This is a genomic window from Pseudomonas sp. M2, from assembly GCF_015751845.1.
Classification (GTDB): Bacteria; Pseudomonadota; Gammaproteobacteria; order Pseudomonadales; family Pseudomonadaceae; genus Aquipseudomonas; species Aquipseudomonas putida_E.
This window is the reverse complement of record NZ_JADOUD010000001.1, coordinates 4727006-4745204: the sequence shown is the minus strand read 5'-3', so window position 1 is coordinate 4745204 and position 18199 is coordinate 4727006. Positions and strand designations below refer to the sequence as shown.

The following is an 18199-nucleotide window of genomic DNA, read 5'->3' as shown; positions in this document are numbered from 1 at the left end:
TCACGCCAGTAGCGATATCACCAGGTCCGCAATATTGATAGGCACGAATGCCACGGTCAGCAGGGCATAGGCCTTGTGCGAGCGGGCTGCAAACACACACAGCGGGATCACGATCATGATCACGTCAAAGGCACCCCAAAGCGCCATGGGCGAAACGCCGAACAACAGAACGTTGACGATGAAGCCAAGCAGGTAATAGCCCGACAGAAACAGCAGCGCGTATCGGCCATCCTGCTCGAAATACACGCGAAGCCCTTCGAGCTCGTCCTCGCTCCGGCTGGGCAACATCAGCGCCGAGGAAACGAACAGCGAAAGCGCCAGCAGCACCAGCAGCAAAAATTCCTGGAACGAGAAGGTCGCCCTTATTTGCGGCAGCGTATTGACCGCCCACCAGAAATCCATCTGTGTGGTGAAGAGCATGACCGCCCAGACCAGGGCAACCCAATCCGGGGCAGCGCTGCGGCGAATGCGGAAGACGGTCAGCGCGCCCAGAAGCAGGCGGGTGACGGATAAACCCAATATCATCGATAAGACAGTGGCGACGATTGGGAAATTGCTCATGCTACCTCCTGTAAGCCATTGCTCTGGCAAGCGTAGCCGGGCAGCAGCGATTCTCGAAAAATACCTGCCTGACCGGCTATTCTCTTCTCTGCCCTATCGACCGAGGTCACCGTCATGAAGCGCAACTACCTGGCTGGTGCTGTGCTGTTGTTGTTCGCCACAGCGGCCAGCTCAGCAGATCAGGGTGCCAACGCCGCGGCGGTGCCCGGCACTGCCAAGGCCCGCAATGCCTGCCTGGACGAGGTCGCGAAAATAACCGGCATGGCACGCAACACGCTATCGGTGATCGAAGTGCTGACCAGCGAAGCGGGCATCGGCGTGAATATCCAGGTACCCGGCGCGCAAGCGCCATGGTCATGCCTGGCCGATGCCAATGGCAAGGTACAAGGCGCCAGTTACACCGGGTCGGAAGGCAAGCTCTGATCTGCGTACCCTCTTGCACCTCAACGGCAATACTTCAAGGAGCCTGCATTGTCAGAACGCAGTAACAGCGCCGTGACCTCTTGCGACTCTGCCTGGTCGGTATTTCTGGTGTTCTTGCGCCTGGGGCTGACCTCTTTCGGTGGCCCCATTGCGCACCTGGGCTACTTTCGCGAAGCGTTGGTAACCCGCCGCCAATGGCTCAGTGAACGCAGTTATGCCGAGCTGGTCGCCCTGTGCCAGCTGCTTCCCGGACCGGCGAGCAGCCAGGTAGGCATAGGCCTGGGCCTCTCACGCGCTGGTTTAGCGGGCGCTGTGGCAGCGTGGGCAGGCTTCACATTGCCATCGGCCATCATCCTGGTTCTGTTTGCTCAGGGCATCTCGGCATGGGGAGGTACCGTCCCTGGTGGTTTGCTGCACGGCCTGAAGATCGTCGCGGTCGCTGTTGTCGCCCAGGCAGTGTGGGGCATGGCACGCAGCCTTTGCACCGATGTTCCGCGCGTGACCATCGCCTTGTTCGCCGCCTGCGCTGCGCTTGTGTGGCCCAATGCAATGGGACAGATAGGCGTGATTTTGTGTTCCGCCGTCGCAGGCTTGCTGCTGTTCAAGTCCACCCCGCCTCCAGCAGGGGAGAAGCTGCCGTTTTCAGTCAGCCGTAAAACCGGCCTGATCGCGCTGACACTGTTCTTTGGTCTGTTGCTCGGCCTGCCGCTGATGGCCCACTTCTGGCCGTCGCAGGCCATGGCGATGGTGAACGCCTTCTACAGTGCAGGCTCACTGGTCTTCGGGGGCGGGCATGTGGTTCTGCCGCTGCTGCAGTCGGCGACAGTACCCAATGGCTGGGTCGCCAATGACACCTTCCTGGCGGGTTATGGTTTGGCGCAGGCCGTACCCGGCCCCCTCTTCACGTTTGCAGCATTTTTGGGGGCGTCCATGAGCGTGCAGCCATCCGGCTGGGTGGGCGCGACTGTCTGCATTCTCGCCATTTTCACCCCCTCCTTCCTGCTGGTGATCGGCGTATTGCCCTTTTGGCAAAAACTGCGGCGCAGCGCTCGTAGCCAGGCCGCGCTGGGTGGTGTAAACGCAGGCGTAGTGGGGCTGCTGTTAGCCGCCTTGTACCACCCGGTCTGGACGAGCGCCATTGCCAAGCCATCGGACTTCGCTTTTGCGCTGACCGCCCTCGTGGCCCTGATGTTCTGGAAGATGCCTCCCTGGCTGGTTGTGCTGGGTTGCGGCCTCTTCGGCTGGCTGCTTACTGCAACGCAAACGTCAGGGTAGCTGCCAGCCCGCCACTGGCCCTGTTTTCAAGGCGTACCTGCCCGCCCATCCGCTCGACGATGGTAGCCACGATCGAGAGGCCAAGCCCTGCTCCATTGGGGCTGTTGCGGCTATAGAAGCGCTCGAACACCCGCCCAAGATTCGCCTCGTCGATACCCGGCCCTTCATCTTCGACAACCAGTTCGAAGCGATTGGCCAGGCGCCTGAGTGATACGGTGATGCGCCCGCCCGGCGGTGAGTGCTCCACTGCATTGGAAACCAGGTTCTGCAAGGCGATGCCCAGCGCACCGGCATCGATCATCAGGCCATGGTCACCTTCACTGATATCCAGCGAAGGCTCCAGGCCGCGATCCAGTATCCAGGGCGTGAGATCCGCCAGCACATCGGTGACCACTTCACCCAGGTCGACAAGGGTGGTGGGACGCTGACCGAGGCGCGGCTCGACGCGGGCGAGGGTCAGCAACTGGTTGACCACCCGAGTCAGCCGGTCCACGCCGCCAATCAGAAAACCCAGGGCTTTCTGGCGCTCGGCATCGGTACTGGCGGCCTGGGCGTTTTGCGCATGCAGGCGCAGGATCGCCAGCGGGGTGCGCATCTCATGGGCGGCGTCGGCAATGAAGCGATGCTCGCGCCGCAGCAGGTCCTCGATCTGCGCCAGCAGGCGGTTGATGGCCGCCTGCATGGGCTCGAGCTCGGTCGGCAACGGCACCAGCTGCAGCGGTTCGAGGGAGTCGGCATGGCGCGCGCGAATCACATCGGCCATGTTCTGCAACGGGCGCAATCCCCAGCCGATAGCTGCCCAGACCAGCAGCGCCAGGCCCAGGCTGCCAAGCAGAAACGGGAACAGGGTATGGCGTACGATGCGGTCGATCAGGTCGTAACGCACATCGTCGCGCTCACCCACCCAGATCACCCACTGCTTTTCGGGCACCGGTAGAACGAAGCCGCGCCATTGTTCGCCGCCGCTGGCGAAATCATAAAAGCCCGGGGCCGTGGGCGGTGGGTCGAGCGTCGGCGCACTGGGCGTGTGCACCAGCAGCCGTGCTCCATCACCCCATACCTGGAACGCCAGCTTGCTTTCATAGGGGTGGCCCACGCGATGGCGCCCGGCCTTGCCCAGCGCCTCGTTGAACGCCCGATAAAGCTTTTCGCGGTTGCCATCCTGCACCGGCAGGTTCATCACCCCCTGCAACAGCCGGGCATTCTGAGCCATGTGGGCATCGTAGACTTCGTTGATCTCGCGCCGGCTGTCGTGATAGTTGTACAGCGCCAACAAGCCGGTGCCGAGCAGCATCAGCGCCATCACCCGCCACAGCGTACGCTGGCGCAGTGAGCTCATAGCTTGCCCTCGACCAGATAACCGATACCGCGCACCGTGCGGATCAGGCCGTTGAACAGCTTCTTGCGCAAGTGATAGATATTCACTTCCAGCGTGTTGCTCTCAGGTTCCTCGTCCCAGCCATACAGCAGTTGGGTCAGCCGCTCACGGGTGAATACCTTGCCCGGTTGCGCCAGCAACTCGTGCAGCAGCCGGTACTCCTTGGGCGTCAGTACCACGGGCACACCGTTGTAGTGCACCTGCTGAGTGGCAGGGTCAAGGCTTACGCCTGCGTGCTCGATGAGCACCTTGGCCCGCCCGGCGCTGCGCCTGAGCAAGGCGCGCAGGCGGGCCTTGAGCTCGTTGAGGTCGAAGGGTTTGACCAGGTAGTCGTCGGCACCGGCATCCAGGCCAGTGATACGGTCCTCGGTTGCATCGCGCGCGGTAAGGATCAGAACCGGTAGGCTGTCGCCCCCCGCCCTTACCCGTCGCAGCAGCTCGATGCCACCCAACCGCGGCAGCCCGAGGTCGAGGATCACCAGGTCGAACATTTCGTGTTGCAGGGCATGCAGCCCGCTCAGGCCATCGCGCAACCAGTCGAGGGTATAGCCCTCCTGGCGCAACCCGTCACAGATCCCCTCACCCAGAGCGGTATCATCCTCAACCAGTAGCAGCCGCATGTTCAGTCCTGTTTGTCCTTGATGGCCTTGAGTAAAGCATCGATATCGCCACGCCGGCCCTGGTCGGCCAGCTCGCGCCCCGGGCGTGGTGGCGCCTGGCGGGCTTTTTCCAGTGCTGCTGCGGCCTGTGCGTAGCGTTTTTGGCGGAACAGATGATCGGCCCAGAAGTAATTGCTGTCGATACCATTGGGGTTGATTTGCAGCGCCTTGCGCAACAAGGTGTCGGCCTTGTCGCTGTCACCAAAACCGATAGGCCAGCCAGGCACCTGGTCATACAAGGTACCCAGGCTGGTATACGCCGAGCCCTGCAGGGCATTGGGGTCGAGTTTGATCGCCTCTTCCAGGCTGGCCTTGGCCGACTTGACCTTGCCCAGCGCCCCCAGCCCGCCAGTGGCACCCGCCCAACTGCTGTTGATGATGCCCTCCCAGATCAAAGGTTCGGCCGAGCCCGGGTGCTGATGAACGAGTATGGAGGCGTCGGCTGCCAGTTTCTCGAACGCATCGGCGCGCTTGCCTTCAGGCGTCTGGTACTGAATCTGCGCCCAGCGCTGCTGCAGGTTGGCCAATTGTTGGCTACCAGCCTGGTCCAGCGCCCAGGTGAGCGGTGCGAACGCCAGCAGACCTGCGATGAACAGACGTTTCATTTGATCGACTCCTTGGAATGGCTCGCGATATAACGATGGATCACCGGTAGTTGCTTGCGCAGCGCACGGTCGACCACGCCGGGCAACATGCCGTTGATGCGCACGAAGAGCTTTTCCGGCCAGCCCAGGTAAAGCTCGCTGCGTTCTGACTGCACGGCCTTGAGCACGGCGCGGGCCACATCTGCCGGGTCGTCCATGCCGACCTTCAGCGCCTGGTTGAGCGCCGTGGCGGCGGTGCTGTTCATCGCGGTGCGGGTCGCCCGGGGTGCGGCGTACATGACATTCACCGAGGTATCGGCCAGCTCGCGGCGCAGCGCCTCAGAAAAACCGCGCAGGGCAAACTTGCTGGCGCAGTAGGTGGCATAACCGGGGTAACCGATCGAGCCGTAGGTGGAGCCGACGTTGACCACCAGCGCCCGGGGTTGTGCGCGCAGCAGCGGCAGGCATACACGCGTCAGTTGCACAGCGGCTTTGAGGTTGATGTCCAGCAGCTCGTCCAGCGCCTGCTCGTCAATCTGGTCAAGCAGGGCAAAGCGGTTCACGCCCGCGGCATTGATCAGGACATTGACCCCACCCATCTCCCGGGCACGGGCAAGCACCTGCTCACGCCCCTCATGGCTGCGCAGGTCGGCCGACTGCCAAAGCAGCCTGCCCTGGTAACGGTGCATCAGGCCGGCGAGTTTGCCCATCTGCCGGCTCACCGCCAGTACCCGGGCACCGGCTGCGCACAACTGTTCGGCCAGCTCCAGGCCGATGCCGCCGCTGGCGCCGGTGAGTATCACCACACACTCAGGCAAGCGCATGACGCACCTCTTGCAGGCCCGCACGCGGCAGCCCCTGGAACATGTCGGTATACAGGCGGTAAACCACTTTGGCCGCATGAATCACAGCCCGCTGGTCATCAGCATCATCAAGGCGGTCCATCAGCCGCTTGTAGGTGACCATGTGGTCCTGGTCCAGCGCGCCATGCGAGCTGAGGTAGCTGAAGGCCCGGTCCGGCAGCGCCAAAGTGCTCTGGATCGTGCCGGCGGCCTGGGTGGCCAGGGCAATGCTGGTGCCTTCGAGCACGTTGACCATACCAAACAGCCCGACCGGGTTGCCCCGGGCGATCACGTCATAAAGGTAGGCGACCATCAGCTCGATCGGCAGTGCCGGCCGACCGTCACGCACCGCTTGCCAGTCGCCACCGCAGGCTTTGATGTCATCGAGGATCCACTGCTCGTGGCCGTACTCCTCCTCGATGTATTCGCACACGGCGCCGCGCAGCCATTCCAGGCGCGAAGGCAGGCGCGCGCCGCACGCCATCATCAGCGGCACGGTATGGCGCACATGGTGGTAGGCCTGGGTCAGGAAGGCCACATAGCTGTCGAGGCTGACGTGCCCCGCCAACGCATCGCGTATGACCGGCACGGCGAACAGGGCCTGACGCTCCTGGGTGGTTTGCAGTTGCAGCGTGTCGAAAAAAGACATGGCAGACCTCACAACGGGATATCGGATAACTGGGAGTGGTAACGCCGCAGGATGGCCTCGCGTCGCGGGCGGCCATTGGCGGTCAGTGTGTCGTCGGTACTGGACAGTGGGCACGGCAGGCGACGCCAGGCATGTACCCGGGCGTAGTCCGGCAGCAAGGCATTGCACTGCTGCACGGCCTGGTCGATGAGTGTGTCGGGGGCAGCAGGGTCCAGCGGCCAGAGCAATGCCAGGTTCTTTGGCAGGGCCTCGCCATGCACGAACGCCTGGGCGATCACACCGCTCTGGGTCAGTTCGGCCTCCACCCATTCCGGGTTGACGTTGCGCCCGAAGCTGGTGATGAACTGGTGTTTCTTGCGGCCATCGAGGTACAGGTAGCCCTGCTCGTCGAAATGGCCGAGGTCGCCTGTGGCCCACCAGCCATCGCAGACGGGTGGTTCCTCCAGATAGCCGAGCAACACCGAGCCAGCCACCAGCACCTCCCCGTCTTCGGCGATACGCACCTGCACATGGGGCAGCGGTTTGCCGACACTGCCCCGGCGGGTTGCGCCAGGCCGGTTCAAGGCCACCACCGATGCGCACTCGGACAAGCCATAGCCTTCGAACACCGGCAGGCCGATCGCTTCGGCGCGGGCCAACAGGCTGGGCGCCACCCGGGCACCGCCGACGGCAACGAACCGCAGCGCCCCCACGCGCATCAGCCCGCGCTCGATGGCAGCGATCAGCCCCATCAACAACTGCGGCACCAGAATCAGGCTCTGCGCGCCGCTCAGGGCGATTACCCCCAGCAAGCGCTTGAAATCGACCTGGCTCGCACCGCCCATGCCCAGAAGCGCCTGGGGGTACAGCAGCACACTCGCCCCGGCCATCAAGGCGGCGTAGACACCGAGGTTTTCCAGCAGCACACCAAGCGGCAGCACCGCCAGGTAACGCTGAGGTTCACTGGGCCGGCTGGCCACCTCCAGTTCCCGGGCTACACGCAGCAGGGCTTCGGACGACAGGCACACGCCCTTGGGCTTGCCCGTGCTGCCGGAGGTGTAGGTGATCTTGGCGGTACCGGCAGGCAGCGCCGCAGCGGGTTGTGCCTGGCGAACCCAGAACCCGTCCTGCTGGGCGAACCCCAGCTCGGCCAGCGTACCGCGCCATTGCGGGTCGCACAGCACATGGCTGGCGCCGCTCTGCTCGATGCAATGGCTGAATTGAGCGGCACTGAAGAACGAGGGCACGATCACGCAGGGACGCTGGGAAAAAAGCGCCGCCAGATCCCAGAAAAGCAACTGCGGGCCATTATCCAGGGCCAGTACCAGCGTGCCTGGCGAGCGGCTACGCAAGTTGTGCGTGCGCAACTGCACCTCTGCCAGTAATTGCCTGTAAGTGAAGCGCTGTGTCTCATCTTGTATGGCGATCGCGTCACCGTGATCACGTGCAAACGTGACCAGCAGTTGATGAAAGCGCTCCAGCTCATGCGGCATGACCAGTCTCCTCAAGGGCCGTTGGCAACCCCAGGCGCTGGAACACCCCGGCCTTGCTCAAGGCATCGAAGCCATGACCAATATTGCCGGCAAAGACTTGTGGGTGCTGGGCGTAGTAGGTACCCCATTGGTCCACCTGCCCATTCAGCCGGGCCGGGTCGGCCGACGCCAGCACCGATGGCACCAACCCCAGGCGCTGAAAGCTGTTGATCAATGTCGTCGCGCCGGTGAACGCCACCCACCGCAAGCCGCGTGTGGCCAGCAACCAGGTCACCGCTATGATCATGATTCGCGCGCTACCGGCACTGAGCGAAGCCAGGTTGCCGACTTCGACCATGCACGCGCGCTCAAGGGTGCAGCCCGCCACGCGTGATACTGCAGCTTCCAGCGGCTCGTCCAGATAGTGCTCCAGAAACAGCGGCCCGCTGCTGGCCGGGCGCATGCCTGCGGCAGCCACCAGCCGACCCTGGCTGTCCTGCAGCGCCAGCAGTTCTGGCAGGTAATGGTGCACATCAGCGTGATGCACGCTGGCAAAACATTGGTGGATGAAGTGCTCAAGCTCATCGCGCCCTGGGTCCTTGTGCAAATGAAGCGACAAGTGGGCGTGATGGTCGACGTGGCTGCCGATAGGCAATGGGAGCAGGCTGCTCCACTGAGACTGGGTCATGAAACTCCCCCCGTTTGGGCTTGATGGGGTGAGTATCAGTGGTCAATCTGAAGGTAATCTGAAGTGACGGATTCGACCTGCGTTGTTGGGCTGCTACGCAGCCATCGCCGGCAAGCCGGCTCCTACAGGGCCCGCGCAGTGATCTTTATCAATCATCCACTGATGTTCAGGTGTAAAACCGACACGATGGCCATTACCGGCCAAACTTCTGTCAGGGCCACAAGGGAGCCGTCGATGCTTACTGTCACGCTGATCAACGCGCTGGTCGTGGTGCTGGTGGTGGTGATTCATTACGAATGCCTGCTGCGCCTGAACGACTGGCTACCGCGGCTCAAACTCTGGAGCCGGTTTCGCATCGTCATAGGTGTGCTCGGCGCGCTGGTGGCCCACGCGCTGGAAGTCTGGTGCTTTGCCCTGGTCTATTATCTGATGGCCAGTGCCGAAGGCTGGGGCACCCTGAGCGGCAACTTCGACGGCACGTTCATGGACTGCGTGTACTTCTCATTCACCACCTATACCACCATCGGTTTCGGCGATATTTCGCCCAGCGGCGACCTCAAATACCTCACAGGCCTGCAGGCACTCACGGGCCTGGTGATGATCACCTGGACGGCCTCCTTTCTGTTTCTGGAAATGCAGAAGTACTGGAAGGCCAAGTAGCGAGGCGTGGGCCTGAAGGCGCGGCAATTGACAACTATCAAGCGCGCAGAAGGCGAGGCGCTGAAACTGAACCTCCTTTGTACACCCCTGAATGTAAGGAGGCTTGCCATGGCACCCGCCGAAACACCCCGCCCACAAGCAGCACCGGCATTTCCTGCCACGACCGGCGAACACTGGATCGAAGCGCTCGACAATGGCACCCATGTGCTGATCAGGCCCTTGCAGCCCAAGGACCGTCAGCGCGAGAAGAACTTCATCGAACGCCTGTCCCCTCAATCGCGCCACTTCCGTTTTCTGTCACAGCTCAAGGAGCCTGGCGAAGCCATGCTGGATCAACTGATGGTGGTTGATCAGGACCAGCACATGGCCTATGTGGCCCTCGCGCATGTCGACGGTGAACTGCAGGAAGTCGGTATCTCCCGCTACGCCACCGGTTCGGATAACCAGGAATGCGAATGCGCCGTCACCGTGCTCGATAGCTGGCAGCGTCACGGTCTGGGCACATTGCTGCTCCGGCACCTGATCGACCACGCACGCGCCAAGGGCCTGCGACAGATTTATTCCATCGACGCTGCAGCCAATGTGGCGATGCGCGACCTGGCGCAGGCGGCAGGGTTTACCACTGCCAGAGACCCGGATGACCCAAGCCAGCTGATTCACCGGCTTTCGCTGGCCTGAGGCGGTGCCCCGGCGGTAGCCTCCGGCAGCAGGTCCAGTTGCTCCAGGCACCGCCGCTCATCGGCCTCGGTCACCCCCTTGAAGGCACTGACTTCAAGCAACGGTGTATTGAACAGCGCCAGGCGGATGACGCCATTGCGTTCCAGAAACGTTTGCGCCAGGCACTGGCAGACCGGTTGGGCGACCAACGCGGCGAGCGCCTGGTCCTCTGGCAGATCAACCTGGGCCTGCAGGTTGGTCTCGCATTCGCTGACGATGCCTTGCACGGAGCGGCTGGCGAGTATCAGTGAGCCTAAGCCCAACACTGCCAGCAGTAGCAGCATGCCCAGCAAAATGTTCGACTCTCTGGCTACGTCCCGGACAATGGCGAGCCTCGCCTGCCAACCTCTCCCCTGCCCGGAAAAAATGGTCTTGCCCACCGTACTCTTGAAACTGCGGTGCACGGCCAACCCGACCGCCGCACTCAGCGCCAGCAGCGCCAGCACAATGGCCGGGGCGCGCATGGGCAGTTGCCAGGCCGGGCCCAACACCTGATAGATCGAGGCGGCAACCACCAGTGTGGCGATGGCTGCGATCCATCCAAGGCTGCCCCTGGGTCGTTTTGCCCAGGCGCTGAGCTTTGCCCTTGTTTGCATGTTCATGCAAGCCTCCAGCGCCGTGTCAGCGCACGGGGTCTATGGCAACCGTTTCCAGGTGCTCGGGCACGCACACCTGCCAGCCGAGCTCAAGGCTTATCCGTCGACGCAAGGTGTCCGCAGCATGCGGTTCGCCATGAATGACGTAGGTTTGCCGCGGTGGCCGGGTAAAACCGCGCAACCACTCCATGATTTCGTCCGCATCGGCATGCGCCGACAGGTTGTCCATGGCAAAGACTTGCGCCCGGATCGGCACGTCTTCGCCATGCAGGCGCACGCTGCGCGCCCCGGCAACGATATCGGCGCCCCGGGTACCGCCTGCCTGAAAGCCAGAGAACAGAATGCTGTTGTGCGGATTGGGCGCCAGCGCCTTGAGGTGGTGCAACACCCGCCCTCCCGTGGCCATGCCGCTGGCGGCAATGATCACCGCAGGTTCGCGCAACTGATCCAGGTGCCTGGATTCGTCGACCGTGCGGATGATTTGCGTGCCTTTGCACATCTGGGCACACTCCAGCGCCATAAGGCGATGCTCGCTCCTGAACTGCTGGTACAGGGTCGTGGCATCGGTTGCCATGGGGCTGTTGAGATACACCGGAATGTCCGGTATCAGCCCGTCCCGTTTGAGCATGTACAGGTAATACATCAGCAATTGCGCTCGGCCAACCGCGAACGACGGCACCAGGGTGATGCCATGGCGCAGCAGGGTCTGGTTGATCACATCGGCCAGGTAACGCTCCGGGGGCTGTGCAGGGTGCAACAGGTCACCATAGGTCGACTCCACCAACAGCACATCGGCTGCACCGATCAGTTCGGGCGGACGCATGACGGGATCGTTGGGCCGGCCCAGGTCGCCTGAGAAAACCACTGTCTGGCCGTCCAACGTCAGTTGCACGGTCGCCGCGCCCAGAATGTGCCCGGCCGTGCGCAGCAACAGTTCGACACCGGGCGCGATCTGCGTGCGATGGTGCAATGCGACGGGCCTGAACAGCTGCAGTGCGCGTTTGGCATCGTGTTCGGTGTACAAGGGGCGGGCCGGCGAATGTTTGGAATAGCCATGCCGATTGGCATGTTCGGCCTGCTCTTCCTGCAATCGGGCGCTGTCGAGCAACAGGATTTCAGCCAAGGCACAGGTAGCCGGGGTGGCATACACGGGCCCGCTGAAGCCCTCGCGCACCAACACCGGCAGGTAGCCGCTGTGGTCCAGGTGGGCATGCGTGAGCACTACCGCATCGACCGTACGCAGTGCCGCCGGCAGTGGCTCCCAGTTGCGCAAGCGCAGTTGCTTGTAACCCTGGAAAAGCCCGCAGTCGATCAGCACCCGTGTCGAGTCATGCGTCAGCAAGAACTTGCTGCCCGTCACCGTACCCGTCCCGCCGAAAAAGGTCAGTTGCATGGCATCGGCTCCCAGGTATCGATCACACAGGGGTGAACGGCCAGCACACTGCACGGTGGATCGCTGACAATACGTTCGGTGGTATCACCCAGCAGCTTGCTCAACCCCCTGGGCTGCACCACCCCCATGACCACCACGTCGATATCCAGGGCCGCCACCTGGTCCCGAATCACCTGCACTGCCCCGCCTTCCATGAAATGCCGGCAATCGGGGGGCACACCTTCGGCATCGGCCAATGCATCGAAGGGCACCTGCAAGGCATCACGCATCTCCTCGACCCAGGTCTGCGCAACCACCATGTCAGGGGCAAACACACCCACCAGGTCATAGGCCGAGAGCAGGTGCAGCTGCGCATCGCATTGCAGCGCCAGGGCATCGGCTGCGCGGATGAGGGCGCGGTTGAATAGCATCTGGGCATCGGGGTCATCGCGCAGGGCGGTGTCCACGGCTACCAGTATGCGTTTTGGCAAGGACGCGGCTGCCCGGGGCACGAAATGCATCGAGCCTTGGTACGCGCGCATCAGCGCACAGTCCAGCGGCGTGCCGAAAAACCGGGCCAGTGCCGGTGTCGTTTCGGTGTCCTTGATGACCATATCGGGCTTGAGCTCGCGGATGTAATCGGCGGCCTGGTCGCGCAGGTCTTCTGCCTTGACGGTATCGAGCGTCAGACAGGTATTACTCGACCGGTGACGTTCGACCAGTTCCTCAAGCTGCTTGCGATAAAGACCGTACTGGCGCTGCAGCTCGGCTTCGTTCAGCCGCTCCTGGCGTAACGAATGCGCCTCGTATGGCTCGAACAGCCCAACGATATGCACCGCTGCGCCGCTGACATGCGCCAGGGCAAGCGCCCGGCGTAAAGCCGCCGAGTGCGGGTCGATGTCGCAAAGCAGCACCAGCAGTTGTCGATACTGACCCATGGCAAACCTCCGGCCGCACGCGGCGATGGCAAGTAGCATCGATCTTCGAACCCCCTGCCCTTGCGCGTTTGATGCAGATCAGAAAGTCACCACTGGCGCACCGACTTGATCAATGTCAGAACCAGAACGCCGTCTCACGGTACAACCGGTAAAGCCCACGTTGATCAAGCCCTCTGGAGGCCCTATGAACAAGCAGTTGCTGGAACCCGAAGACACCAGCGAGCACTGGGTAGACACCCTTGCTGACGGCACAGCCGTGCTGATTCGCCCGCTGCGCGATGATGATCACGAACGCGACAGTCGCTTTGTGAGCACGATCAGCCATGAGGCCAGGCGCTTTCGTTTTCTCGCCGGACTCAGCGGTGGCTTGCCCGCCCTGGACGCGCAGTTGATGCCGGTCGACGGTCACCAGCGCATGGCCTACGTCGCGCTGGCCCATGACAATGGCCAGCTGCATCAGCTTGGCGTAAGCCGCTATGCCGCGATCCCGGGTAGCCACAATTGCGAATGTGCCGTTGCTGTCGGCGAGCAATGGCAGCGCAAGGGGCTGGGCAAGCTGTTGCTGCAGCACCTGATCGAAGCGGCACGGCGCAATGGTTACCAGTGCATGGTGTCCAGGGACCTCTCGAACAACTACGCCATGCACCGGCTGACCAAGGCGCTGGGCTTCACCTCGCGCTACCTGGGCGGCGATGTCAGCGAAATCCTCCACGAGCTTGATCTGCGCGCCTGAAACAAGGCCCTTGCGGGCCTTGCACGTCTAACCTTGCGAATGCTCGGGTGATAACACCAGCACACTGGTGCTGAGCGATGCAGGATCCGCTCGGCCGTACTGCCGATGAACCAGCCGATGCCGTGATGGTGGTAGCTCCCCATCACCAGCACGTCGATGTCGTTGTTGTCCATGAAAAGCGCCAGCACCTTGGTCGGGTCCCCCACCCGCATGTGGCGGTGCTCGAAGGGAATGCCGTTGCGTTCGGCCAGTTCCTGGAAGGCATCGGCCTGAGCCTCATGAAGTGTCCGTGACAGGTTCGAATCGAACAGGAACGAATGTTCCCGGCTGCCTTCGGCGTCCAGGTACATCGAGCCCATATCGTAGGCATACAGCAGTTCGATCTGGGCATTGCATTGCAACGCCAGCTTGAGCGCTTCGCTGATGATATGGTCGTTGAAGCCTTCGAACTGGTCCTCCGGGCGCGACAGGTCAACTGCTGCAAGTATCCGGCGCGGCAGGGCATTGCTGGCGTTGTGTACCAGGTGCAGTGGAATTCTGGTGTCACGCAGCAACTGTACGTCGAGCGAGGTGAACATGGCTCGCATCCACCACGGTTCATGCTCGAGCCCCTTGATCAGCATGGCGAACGGCTGCTCACGCAGATGCACCTCAATCTCGTCCAGCGGGTGCTGAACCCACAACACCTCGGTGGTCACCGTCACGCCATTGCGGCGCATCGACAATGCCTGGGTTTCCAGCCATTCACGGTGTTGCTGCACATAGCCCTCGCGCATGACCGCCAAGGCCTGGTCGTTGACCAGCCCGGCAGTGGCCAGGCCCTCAAGGTAGTCAAAGGCGACGATGTGCAAGGGCATGCCCTTGGCTTTGGCCAGCGCCGCTGCACGGTCATAGACCGGTGTGCGGCGCATCAGGGGCGATGCGATGAGAAGAAGTCTTTGCGGGTTGGTCATGGCACACCTCTGCGGGCTCGATGAGTACCTCGATGATCTGCCGCCGGGGGCTGCCCGGTTTGATGTTTGTCAACAGTGCACGCGAGCCGACCAGCGGCTGTCACCGCTTACCGGGCAATTGACACGGATCAAGACTTATCGGTTTTTTGGGCGCACGCTGTACCTAGCCTCGCTGCCGACAAGGACGCCATTGCTCCTCGAATCAATAGCTATTGCTTGCGCATGCAGGCACTGGAGGTTCCGATGAACGTCTACGTCGAGAAAAGCGCGAATGACAGCCGCTGGTGGGTCCACATGGACGAGTGGCGGGTGAGTTTCAGAACACCCAAAGAAGCCGAACAGTTTTTGGGCGTGCTGACTGCCCGCCTCAATGCGCCTCATTCACTGAACAAGATCGCCACCGTCGCTCTCAGACCTGCGAAGGAAGCCTGAAATGTCGGGCCTGATCGACGCTCAGCTGCTCAGCCAGCCTGTGCAGGTGCGCACGCCCCCGCCCATTCATTTGAAACCACTGGCATCCCGTTGCAACGAGTGCCGGGTCAACGGCTTGTGCTTGCCCACGGGTTTGCCCCTACGCGACAGCACTCGCCTGGGCACATTGATCGGCCCGCGCATCCGTATCAGGAAGGGTGCTGCGCTGTTCAATGCCAATGTACCCTTGAGTGCCTTGTATGCGGTGCATTCAGGCAGTTTCAAGACCAACCTGAACAATGCCGAAGGCCAGGGTGTGATCATCAACTTCTGGATGCCGGGCGACGTGCTGGGCCTAGATGCCATTGCCACCGAGCACCATGTCTGTGATGCCATTGCCCTGGAAGACAGCGAAGTCTGCCCCGTCCCTTACCATCGGCTGCAGGCCCTGGCGCGTGATTTCCCCACGCTGCAGCAAAGCTTGAACCGTCTGATGAGCAGGGAAATCATCCGCGAGCATGAGCGCGTGCTGATGCTGTGCAACCTCTCTGCCGAGCAGCGGCTGGCCAGTTTTCTGCTGAGTTTGTCCCGACGGTTTGTCAGCCGCGGCTATTCCTCCCATGGCTTCATGCTGCGCATGTCGCGCGAGGACATGGCGTCCTACCTGGGGCTGCGCCTGGAAACCATCTGCCGCTCGGTCGCCCACTTGCGCGCCCTGGGTATCGTCAACCTGCATGGCCGGCTGGTGGAGATTCTGGACATGCCTGCGCTGATGGCCCTGGAACTGGGTTACCCGGGCAGCCCTCGCCTCACTGAACTGCCAGTCGCTTGAGTGACTTAGACGCCTGGCTTAACGCGCATCGCCTCGCAACAGCTGAAGGTGTCGGACATGTCGAATTTTCATCTGGCTTACATGCCGTTGGTCACCTATCCGGATGTGCTCCCCGCAGCCGCTGTGGCAGCCGGTGTACAGCTGGCCATCGCGCTGGGTTACGACCTGCATGTCATGACCTTTTCGGTAAGGATCCCCTACCTTTCGCCATCAGTTGGCAGCACACTCCTGAATATCCCCGAGATGATTCGAACAACCGAAAGCAACAGCCGAACCCAGTGCAAAGCGCTGCAGGCCATGGTGAGCGGCCTCGAACACGGCCAGAGCAGTGTGGAATTCTCCACCAGAGAAGTGGTGCCAGGGCTGACGGGTACTGCGGCGGCAGAGGCGTCAAGGTATTTCGACCTGGCCATCCTGCCATGGGCAGTCGACAAGCCAGTCATCCAGGAGCTGGCAGAGTCGGTAATTTTCGGCGCTGGCAAGCCATGCGTACTCGTTCCGTCTTTGCCCATCAAGCCCGTCAGGCACATGGCGTTGGCCTGGGACGGCAGCCGCGTCGCGGCCCGAGCGCTCGCCGACGCGTCACACCTGATGACCTCAGACATGCTGATCACGGTCCTGACCGTGCAGGGGGAAAAGCCACTCGAGCACGGCAACATCGCGCAGGACATGGCACATGCCTTACAACACAGAGGCCTGAACGCTCGGCCGCTGAGCGTGAAGCTGGCCGGGCGATCAATCGCTGAGTGCCTGCAGCAAGAAGCACTCAGCGCCGGCGCCGATCTGTTGGTCATGGGCGGCTTTGGTCATTCGCGCTTGAAAGAATTCATCCTGGGTGGCGCTACCCACGGGGTTCTGCAAGCCCTTCAAATGCCCGTACTGCTGTCACACTGAGCCGCTGCGATCAGCATCTTCATCACCACTTGGCTGGCCCTATCGCCGGCAAGCCGGCGATAGGGCCAGCCCCCATGCGAGATTACTGCAGCCAGGGCGGCGGCGGTTCTTCGCCCTTGACCGGCCCATGCTCGGCTTCTGTCCGCGCAGCTCGGCGGCGGACATCATCCAGGCGGGCAGCGTCGATTTCGCGCATCACGCCTCCCACATCCGCGACATGCTCATCATCCTCGAATTCGCCTGTCAACGGGCTGTCCGCACGCAGTTCACCTGCCTCGTACAGCGCCCACATTTCCTGGGCGAAGCGTGTGTCCTTCAATTCCGGTGCAAAGCGCCCGAAATAGTGGGCCATGTTCGCCACGTCACGCTGCAGCATGCTGAAGGCATGGTTGTTGCCGGCGGCATCCACCGCCTGCGGCAGGTCGATGATAACCGGGCCATCGGGGCCCAGCAGCACATTGAATTCGGACAGGTCGCCATGCACCAGGCCGGCACACAGCATCAGCACGATCTGGCGAATGACAAAGGCGTGGTACTCACGCGCCTCATCAGCCTCCAGGTGAACGTCGTTAAGGCGCGGGGCCGCATCGCCATCGGCGTCGGTCACCAGCTCCATCAGCAGTACGCCATCCTGGAAATCATAGGGTTTGGGCACCCGCACACCAGCATTGGCCAGGCGGAACAACGCCGCCACTTCAGCGTTCTGCCAGGCGTCCTCGGCTTCCTTGCGGCCGTACTTGCTGCCCTTGGCCATCGCCCGGGCCTGGCGGCTGTTGCGTACCTTGCGGCCTTCCTGGTACTCGGCGGCCTGGCGGAAACTGCGTTTGTTGGCCTCTTTATAGACCTTGGCGCACCGTACCTGGGCGCCGCAACGCACCACGTAGACGGCTGCTTCCTTGCCGCTCATCAAGGGTCGCAGTACTTCGTCGACCAGTCCGTCTTCAATCAGCGGTTCGATTCGTTTTGGCGTCTTCATCAGGCTTGTGTTCGGGGTCCTGTCTGGCCTTATGGCTGGGTTGGCGAACATCCTCTCACAGGCTGATGCGTCTTGCTCGTTTGTCTGCTCAGGCGGCGGTCCAACGCTGCGTTATCCAGTGCCGAACCTGGTCGAATGCCCAGTTGTACAGCACGGTGTAGGGCAAAATGATCACGAAGAAGCCCAGCTCAACCATGAGCGCCTGCCAAAGCGAGATATCCAGCATCCAGGCCGCCACCGGCAGGCACCACACCACCAGCCCCAACTCGAAACCCAGGCCGTGGGCAAAGCGTGCCGCGGCCTTCCAGTGAATGCGTGCGGTACGCACCCAACGGTCGACCAGCGCGTTGTAGAGCATGTTCCACACCATCGCGATCAGCGACAGGGTGACCGCAAGGCCACCGGCCGTTGCCAACGACTTGTCCATCACCCAGGACAAAAGCGGCGCGCACAGCAGCACGGCAAACACTTCATAGCCGATGGCATGGACCAGGCGCTCGGTAAAAGAGACTTTTTTCACGGCATTTTCCATCCAGTAGTGAACTTGTGCTTCACATTTTCTTTGATGGAACTGATACTCGCGACATATCTCCTATCGGTTTTATCA

Annotated in this window: 21 protein-coding genes and 1 pseudogene; 8 read left to right on the top strand and 14 right to left on the bottom strand. The window is 62.1% G+C overall.

What is annotated here, in order from left to right; all coding sequences use genetic code 11:
- Complete coding sequence (locus tag IWW33_RS22065; protein WP_174141885.1) at nt 1-561, bottom strand: hypothetical protein; 561 nt, start codon at nt 559-561, stop codon at nt 1-3.
- 114 nt (nt 562-675) lie between these two features.
- On the opposite strand from IWW33_RS22065, the gene IWW33_RS22060 reads away from it, so the two are divergent.
- Both IWW33_RS22060 and chrA read left to right on the top strand, forming a co-directional pair.
- A complete protein-coding gene (locus tag IWW33_RS22060) occupies nt 676-984 on the top strand; it encodes a hypothetical protein (protein WP_115274543.1) in 309 nt (102 codons plus the stop codon).
- Nucleotides 985-1032: 48 nt separating this feature from the next.
- A complete protein-coding gene (gene chrA, locus IWW33_RS22055) occupies nt 1033-2259 on the top strand; it encodes a chromate efflux transporter (protein ID WP_119687196.1) in 1227 nt (408 codons plus the stop codon).
- On the opposite strand, the gene IWW33_RS22050 is transcribed toward chrA, so the two are convergent.
- From IWW33_RS22050 to IWW33_RS22020, 7 genes are read right to left on the bottom strand one after another with little or no spacing between them, the layout of a single operon-like run.
- Nucleotides 2234-3598 carry an ATP-binding protein gene (locus IWW33_RS22050; RefSeq protein WP_046785835.1) on the bottom strand — a complete coding sequence of 455 codons (1365 nt, stop codon included), beginning with the start codon at nt 3596-3598 and terminating at the stop codon, nt 2234-2236. The two genes, chrA and IWW33_RS22050, sit on opposite strands and share 26 nt — an antisense overlap.
- Nucleotides 3595-4257, bottom strand: a complete 663-nt coding sequence (locus tag IWW33_RS22045) for a response regulator (RefSeq protein WP_174141884.1) — start codon at nt 4255-4257, stop codon at nt 3595-3597. The genes IWW33_RS22050 and IWW33_RS22045 overlap by 4 nt, the downstream gene beginning before the upstream one ends.
- 2 nt (nt 4258-4259) lie before the next feature.
- A complete protein-coding gene (locus IWW33_RS22040) occupies nt 4260-4901 on the bottom strand; it encodes a hypothetical protein (protein ID WP_115274540.1) in 642 nt (213 codons plus the stop codon).
- On the bottom strand, nt 4898-5704 hold the full coding sequence (locus tag IWW33_RS22035) for an SDR family oxidoreductase (protein ID WP_174141883.1): 807 nt from the start codon (nt 5702-5704) through the stop codon (nt 4898-4900). The genes IWW33_RS22040 and IWW33_RS22035 overlap by 4 nt, the downstream gene beginning before the upstream one ends.
- On the bottom strand, nt 5691-6371 hold the full coding sequence (locus tag IWW33_RS22030) for an iron-containing redox enzyme family protein (protein WP_046785831.1): 681 nt from the start codon (nt 6369-6371) through the stop codon (nt 5691-5693). The genes IWW33_RS22035 and IWW33_RS22030 overlap by 14 nt, the downstream gene beginning before the upstream one ends.
- 8 nt (nt 6372-6379) lie before the next feature.
- On the bottom strand, nt 6380-7843 hold the full coding sequence (locus IWW33_RS22025) for an AMP-binding protein (protein ID WP_174141882.1): 1464 nt from the start codon (nt 7841-7843) through the stop codon (nt 6380-6382).
- Nucleotides 7833-8510, bottom strand: coding sequence for a thermostable hemolysin (locus tag IWW33_RS22020; RefSeq protein ID WP_046785829.1), 678 nt, complete (start codon nt 8508-8510; stop codon nt 7833-7835). The genes IWW33_RS22025 and IWW33_RS22020 overlap by 11 nt, the downstream gene beginning before the upstream one ends.
- Nucleotides 8511-8744: 234 nt before the next feature.
- On the opposite strand from IWW33_RS22020, the gene IWW33_RS22015 reads away from it, so the two are divergent.
- Both IWW33_RS22015 and IWW33_RS22010 read left to right on the top strand, forming a co-directional pair.
- Complete coding sequence (locus IWW33_RS22015) at nt 8745-9170, top strand: potassium channel family protein (RefSeq protein ID WP_012314874.1); 426 nt, start codon at nt 8745-8747, stop codon at nt 9168-9170.
- Between the two features lie 108 nt (nt 9171-9278).
- A complete protein-coding gene (locus IWW33_RS22010; protein ID WP_174141881.1) occupies nt 9279-9848 on the top strand; it encodes a GNAT family N-acetyltransferase in 570 nt (189 codons plus the stop codon).
- On the opposite strand, the gene IWW33_RS22005 is transcribed toward IWW33_RS22010, so the two are convergent.
- From IWW33_RS22005 to IWW33_RS21995, 3 genes are read right to left on the bottom strand one after another with little or no spacing between them, the layout of a single operon-like run.
- Nucleotides 9827-10489, bottom strand: coding sequence for a hypothetical protein (locus IWW33_RS22005; RefSeq protein ID WP_174141880.1), 663 nt, complete (start codon nt 10487-10489; stop codon nt 9827-9829). The genes IWW33_RS22010 and IWW33_RS22005 overlap by 22 nt on opposite strands.
- A gap of 19 nt (nt 10490-10508) precedes the next feature.
- Nucleotides 10509-11876, bottom strand: a complete 1368-nt coding sequence (locus IWW33_RS22000) for an MBL fold metallo-hydrolase (protein WP_174141879.1) — start codon at nt 11874-11876, stop codon at nt 10509-10511.
- Nucleotides 11867-12793: a universal stress protein gene (locus IWW33_RS21995; protein WP_174141878.1), complete on the bottom strand. Its 927-nt coding sequence runs from the start codon at nt 12791-12793 to the stop codon at nt 11867-11869. The genes IWW33_RS22000 and IWW33_RS21995 overlap by 10 nt, the downstream gene beginning before the upstream one ends.
- 184 nt (nt 12794-12977) lie before the next feature.
- Between IWW33_RS21995 and IWW33_RS21990 the strand changes: the two genes are divergently transcribed.
- The gene (locus IWW33_RS21990; protein ID WP_125923760.1) at nt 12978-13526 is read left to right on the top strand and encodes a GNAT family N-acetyltransferase; all 549 of its coding nucleotides are present in this window, start codon (nt 12978-12980) and stop codon (nt 13524-13526) included.
- 27 nt (nt 13527-13553) lie between these two features.
- On the opposite strand, the pseudogene IWW33_RS21985 reads toward IWW33_RS21990, so the two are convergent.
- Nucleotides 13554-14479, bottom strand: a pseudogene (locus IWW33_RS21985) (universal stress protein).
- Nucleotides 14480-14722: 243 nt separating this feature from the next.
- Between IWW33_RS21985 and IWW33_RS21980 the strand changes: the two are divergent.
- The 3 genes from IWW33_RS21980 to IWW33_RS21970 are packed head-to-tail and all read left to right on the top strand — an operon-like array spanning nt 14723 to nt 16616.
- Nucleotides 14723-14911 carry a hypothetical protein gene (locus tag IWW33_RS21980; protein ID WP_174141876.1) on the top strand — a complete coding sequence of 63 codons (189 nt, stop codon included), beginning with the start codon at nt 14723-14725 and terminating at the stop codon, nt 14909-14911.
- Nucleotide 14912: 1 nt separating this feature from the next.
- The gene (locus tag IWW33_RS21975; RefSeq protein ID WP_174141875.1) at nt 14913-15722 is read left to right on the top strand and encodes a helix-turn-helix domain-containing protein; all 810 of its coding nucleotides are present in this window, start codon (nt 14913-14915) and stop codon (nt 15720-15722) included.
- Between the two features lie 57 nt (nt 15723-15779).
- A complete protein-coding gene (locus tag IWW33_RS21970; protein ID WP_174141926.1) occupies nt 15780-16616 on the top strand; it encodes a universal stress protein in 837 nt (278 codons plus the stop codon).
- Nucleotides 16617-16698: 82 nt separating this feature from the next.
- On the opposite strand, the gene IWW33_RS21965 is transcribed toward IWW33_RS21970, so the two are convergent.
- A complete protein-coding gene (locus IWW33_RS21965; protein ID WP_115274530.1) occupies nt 16699-17592 on the bottom strand; it encodes a PA4780 family RIO1-like protein kinase in 894 nt (297 codons plus the stop codon).
- A gap of 88 nt (nt 17593-17680) precedes the next feature.
- The gene (locus IWW33_RS21960) at nt 17681-18112 is read right to left on the bottom strand and encodes a multidrug/biocide efflux PACE transporter (protein WP_115275521.1); all 432 of its coding nucleotides are present in this window, start codon (nt 18110-18112) and stop codon (nt 17681-17683) included.
- Nucleotides 18113-18199: the final 87 nt, after the last annotated feature.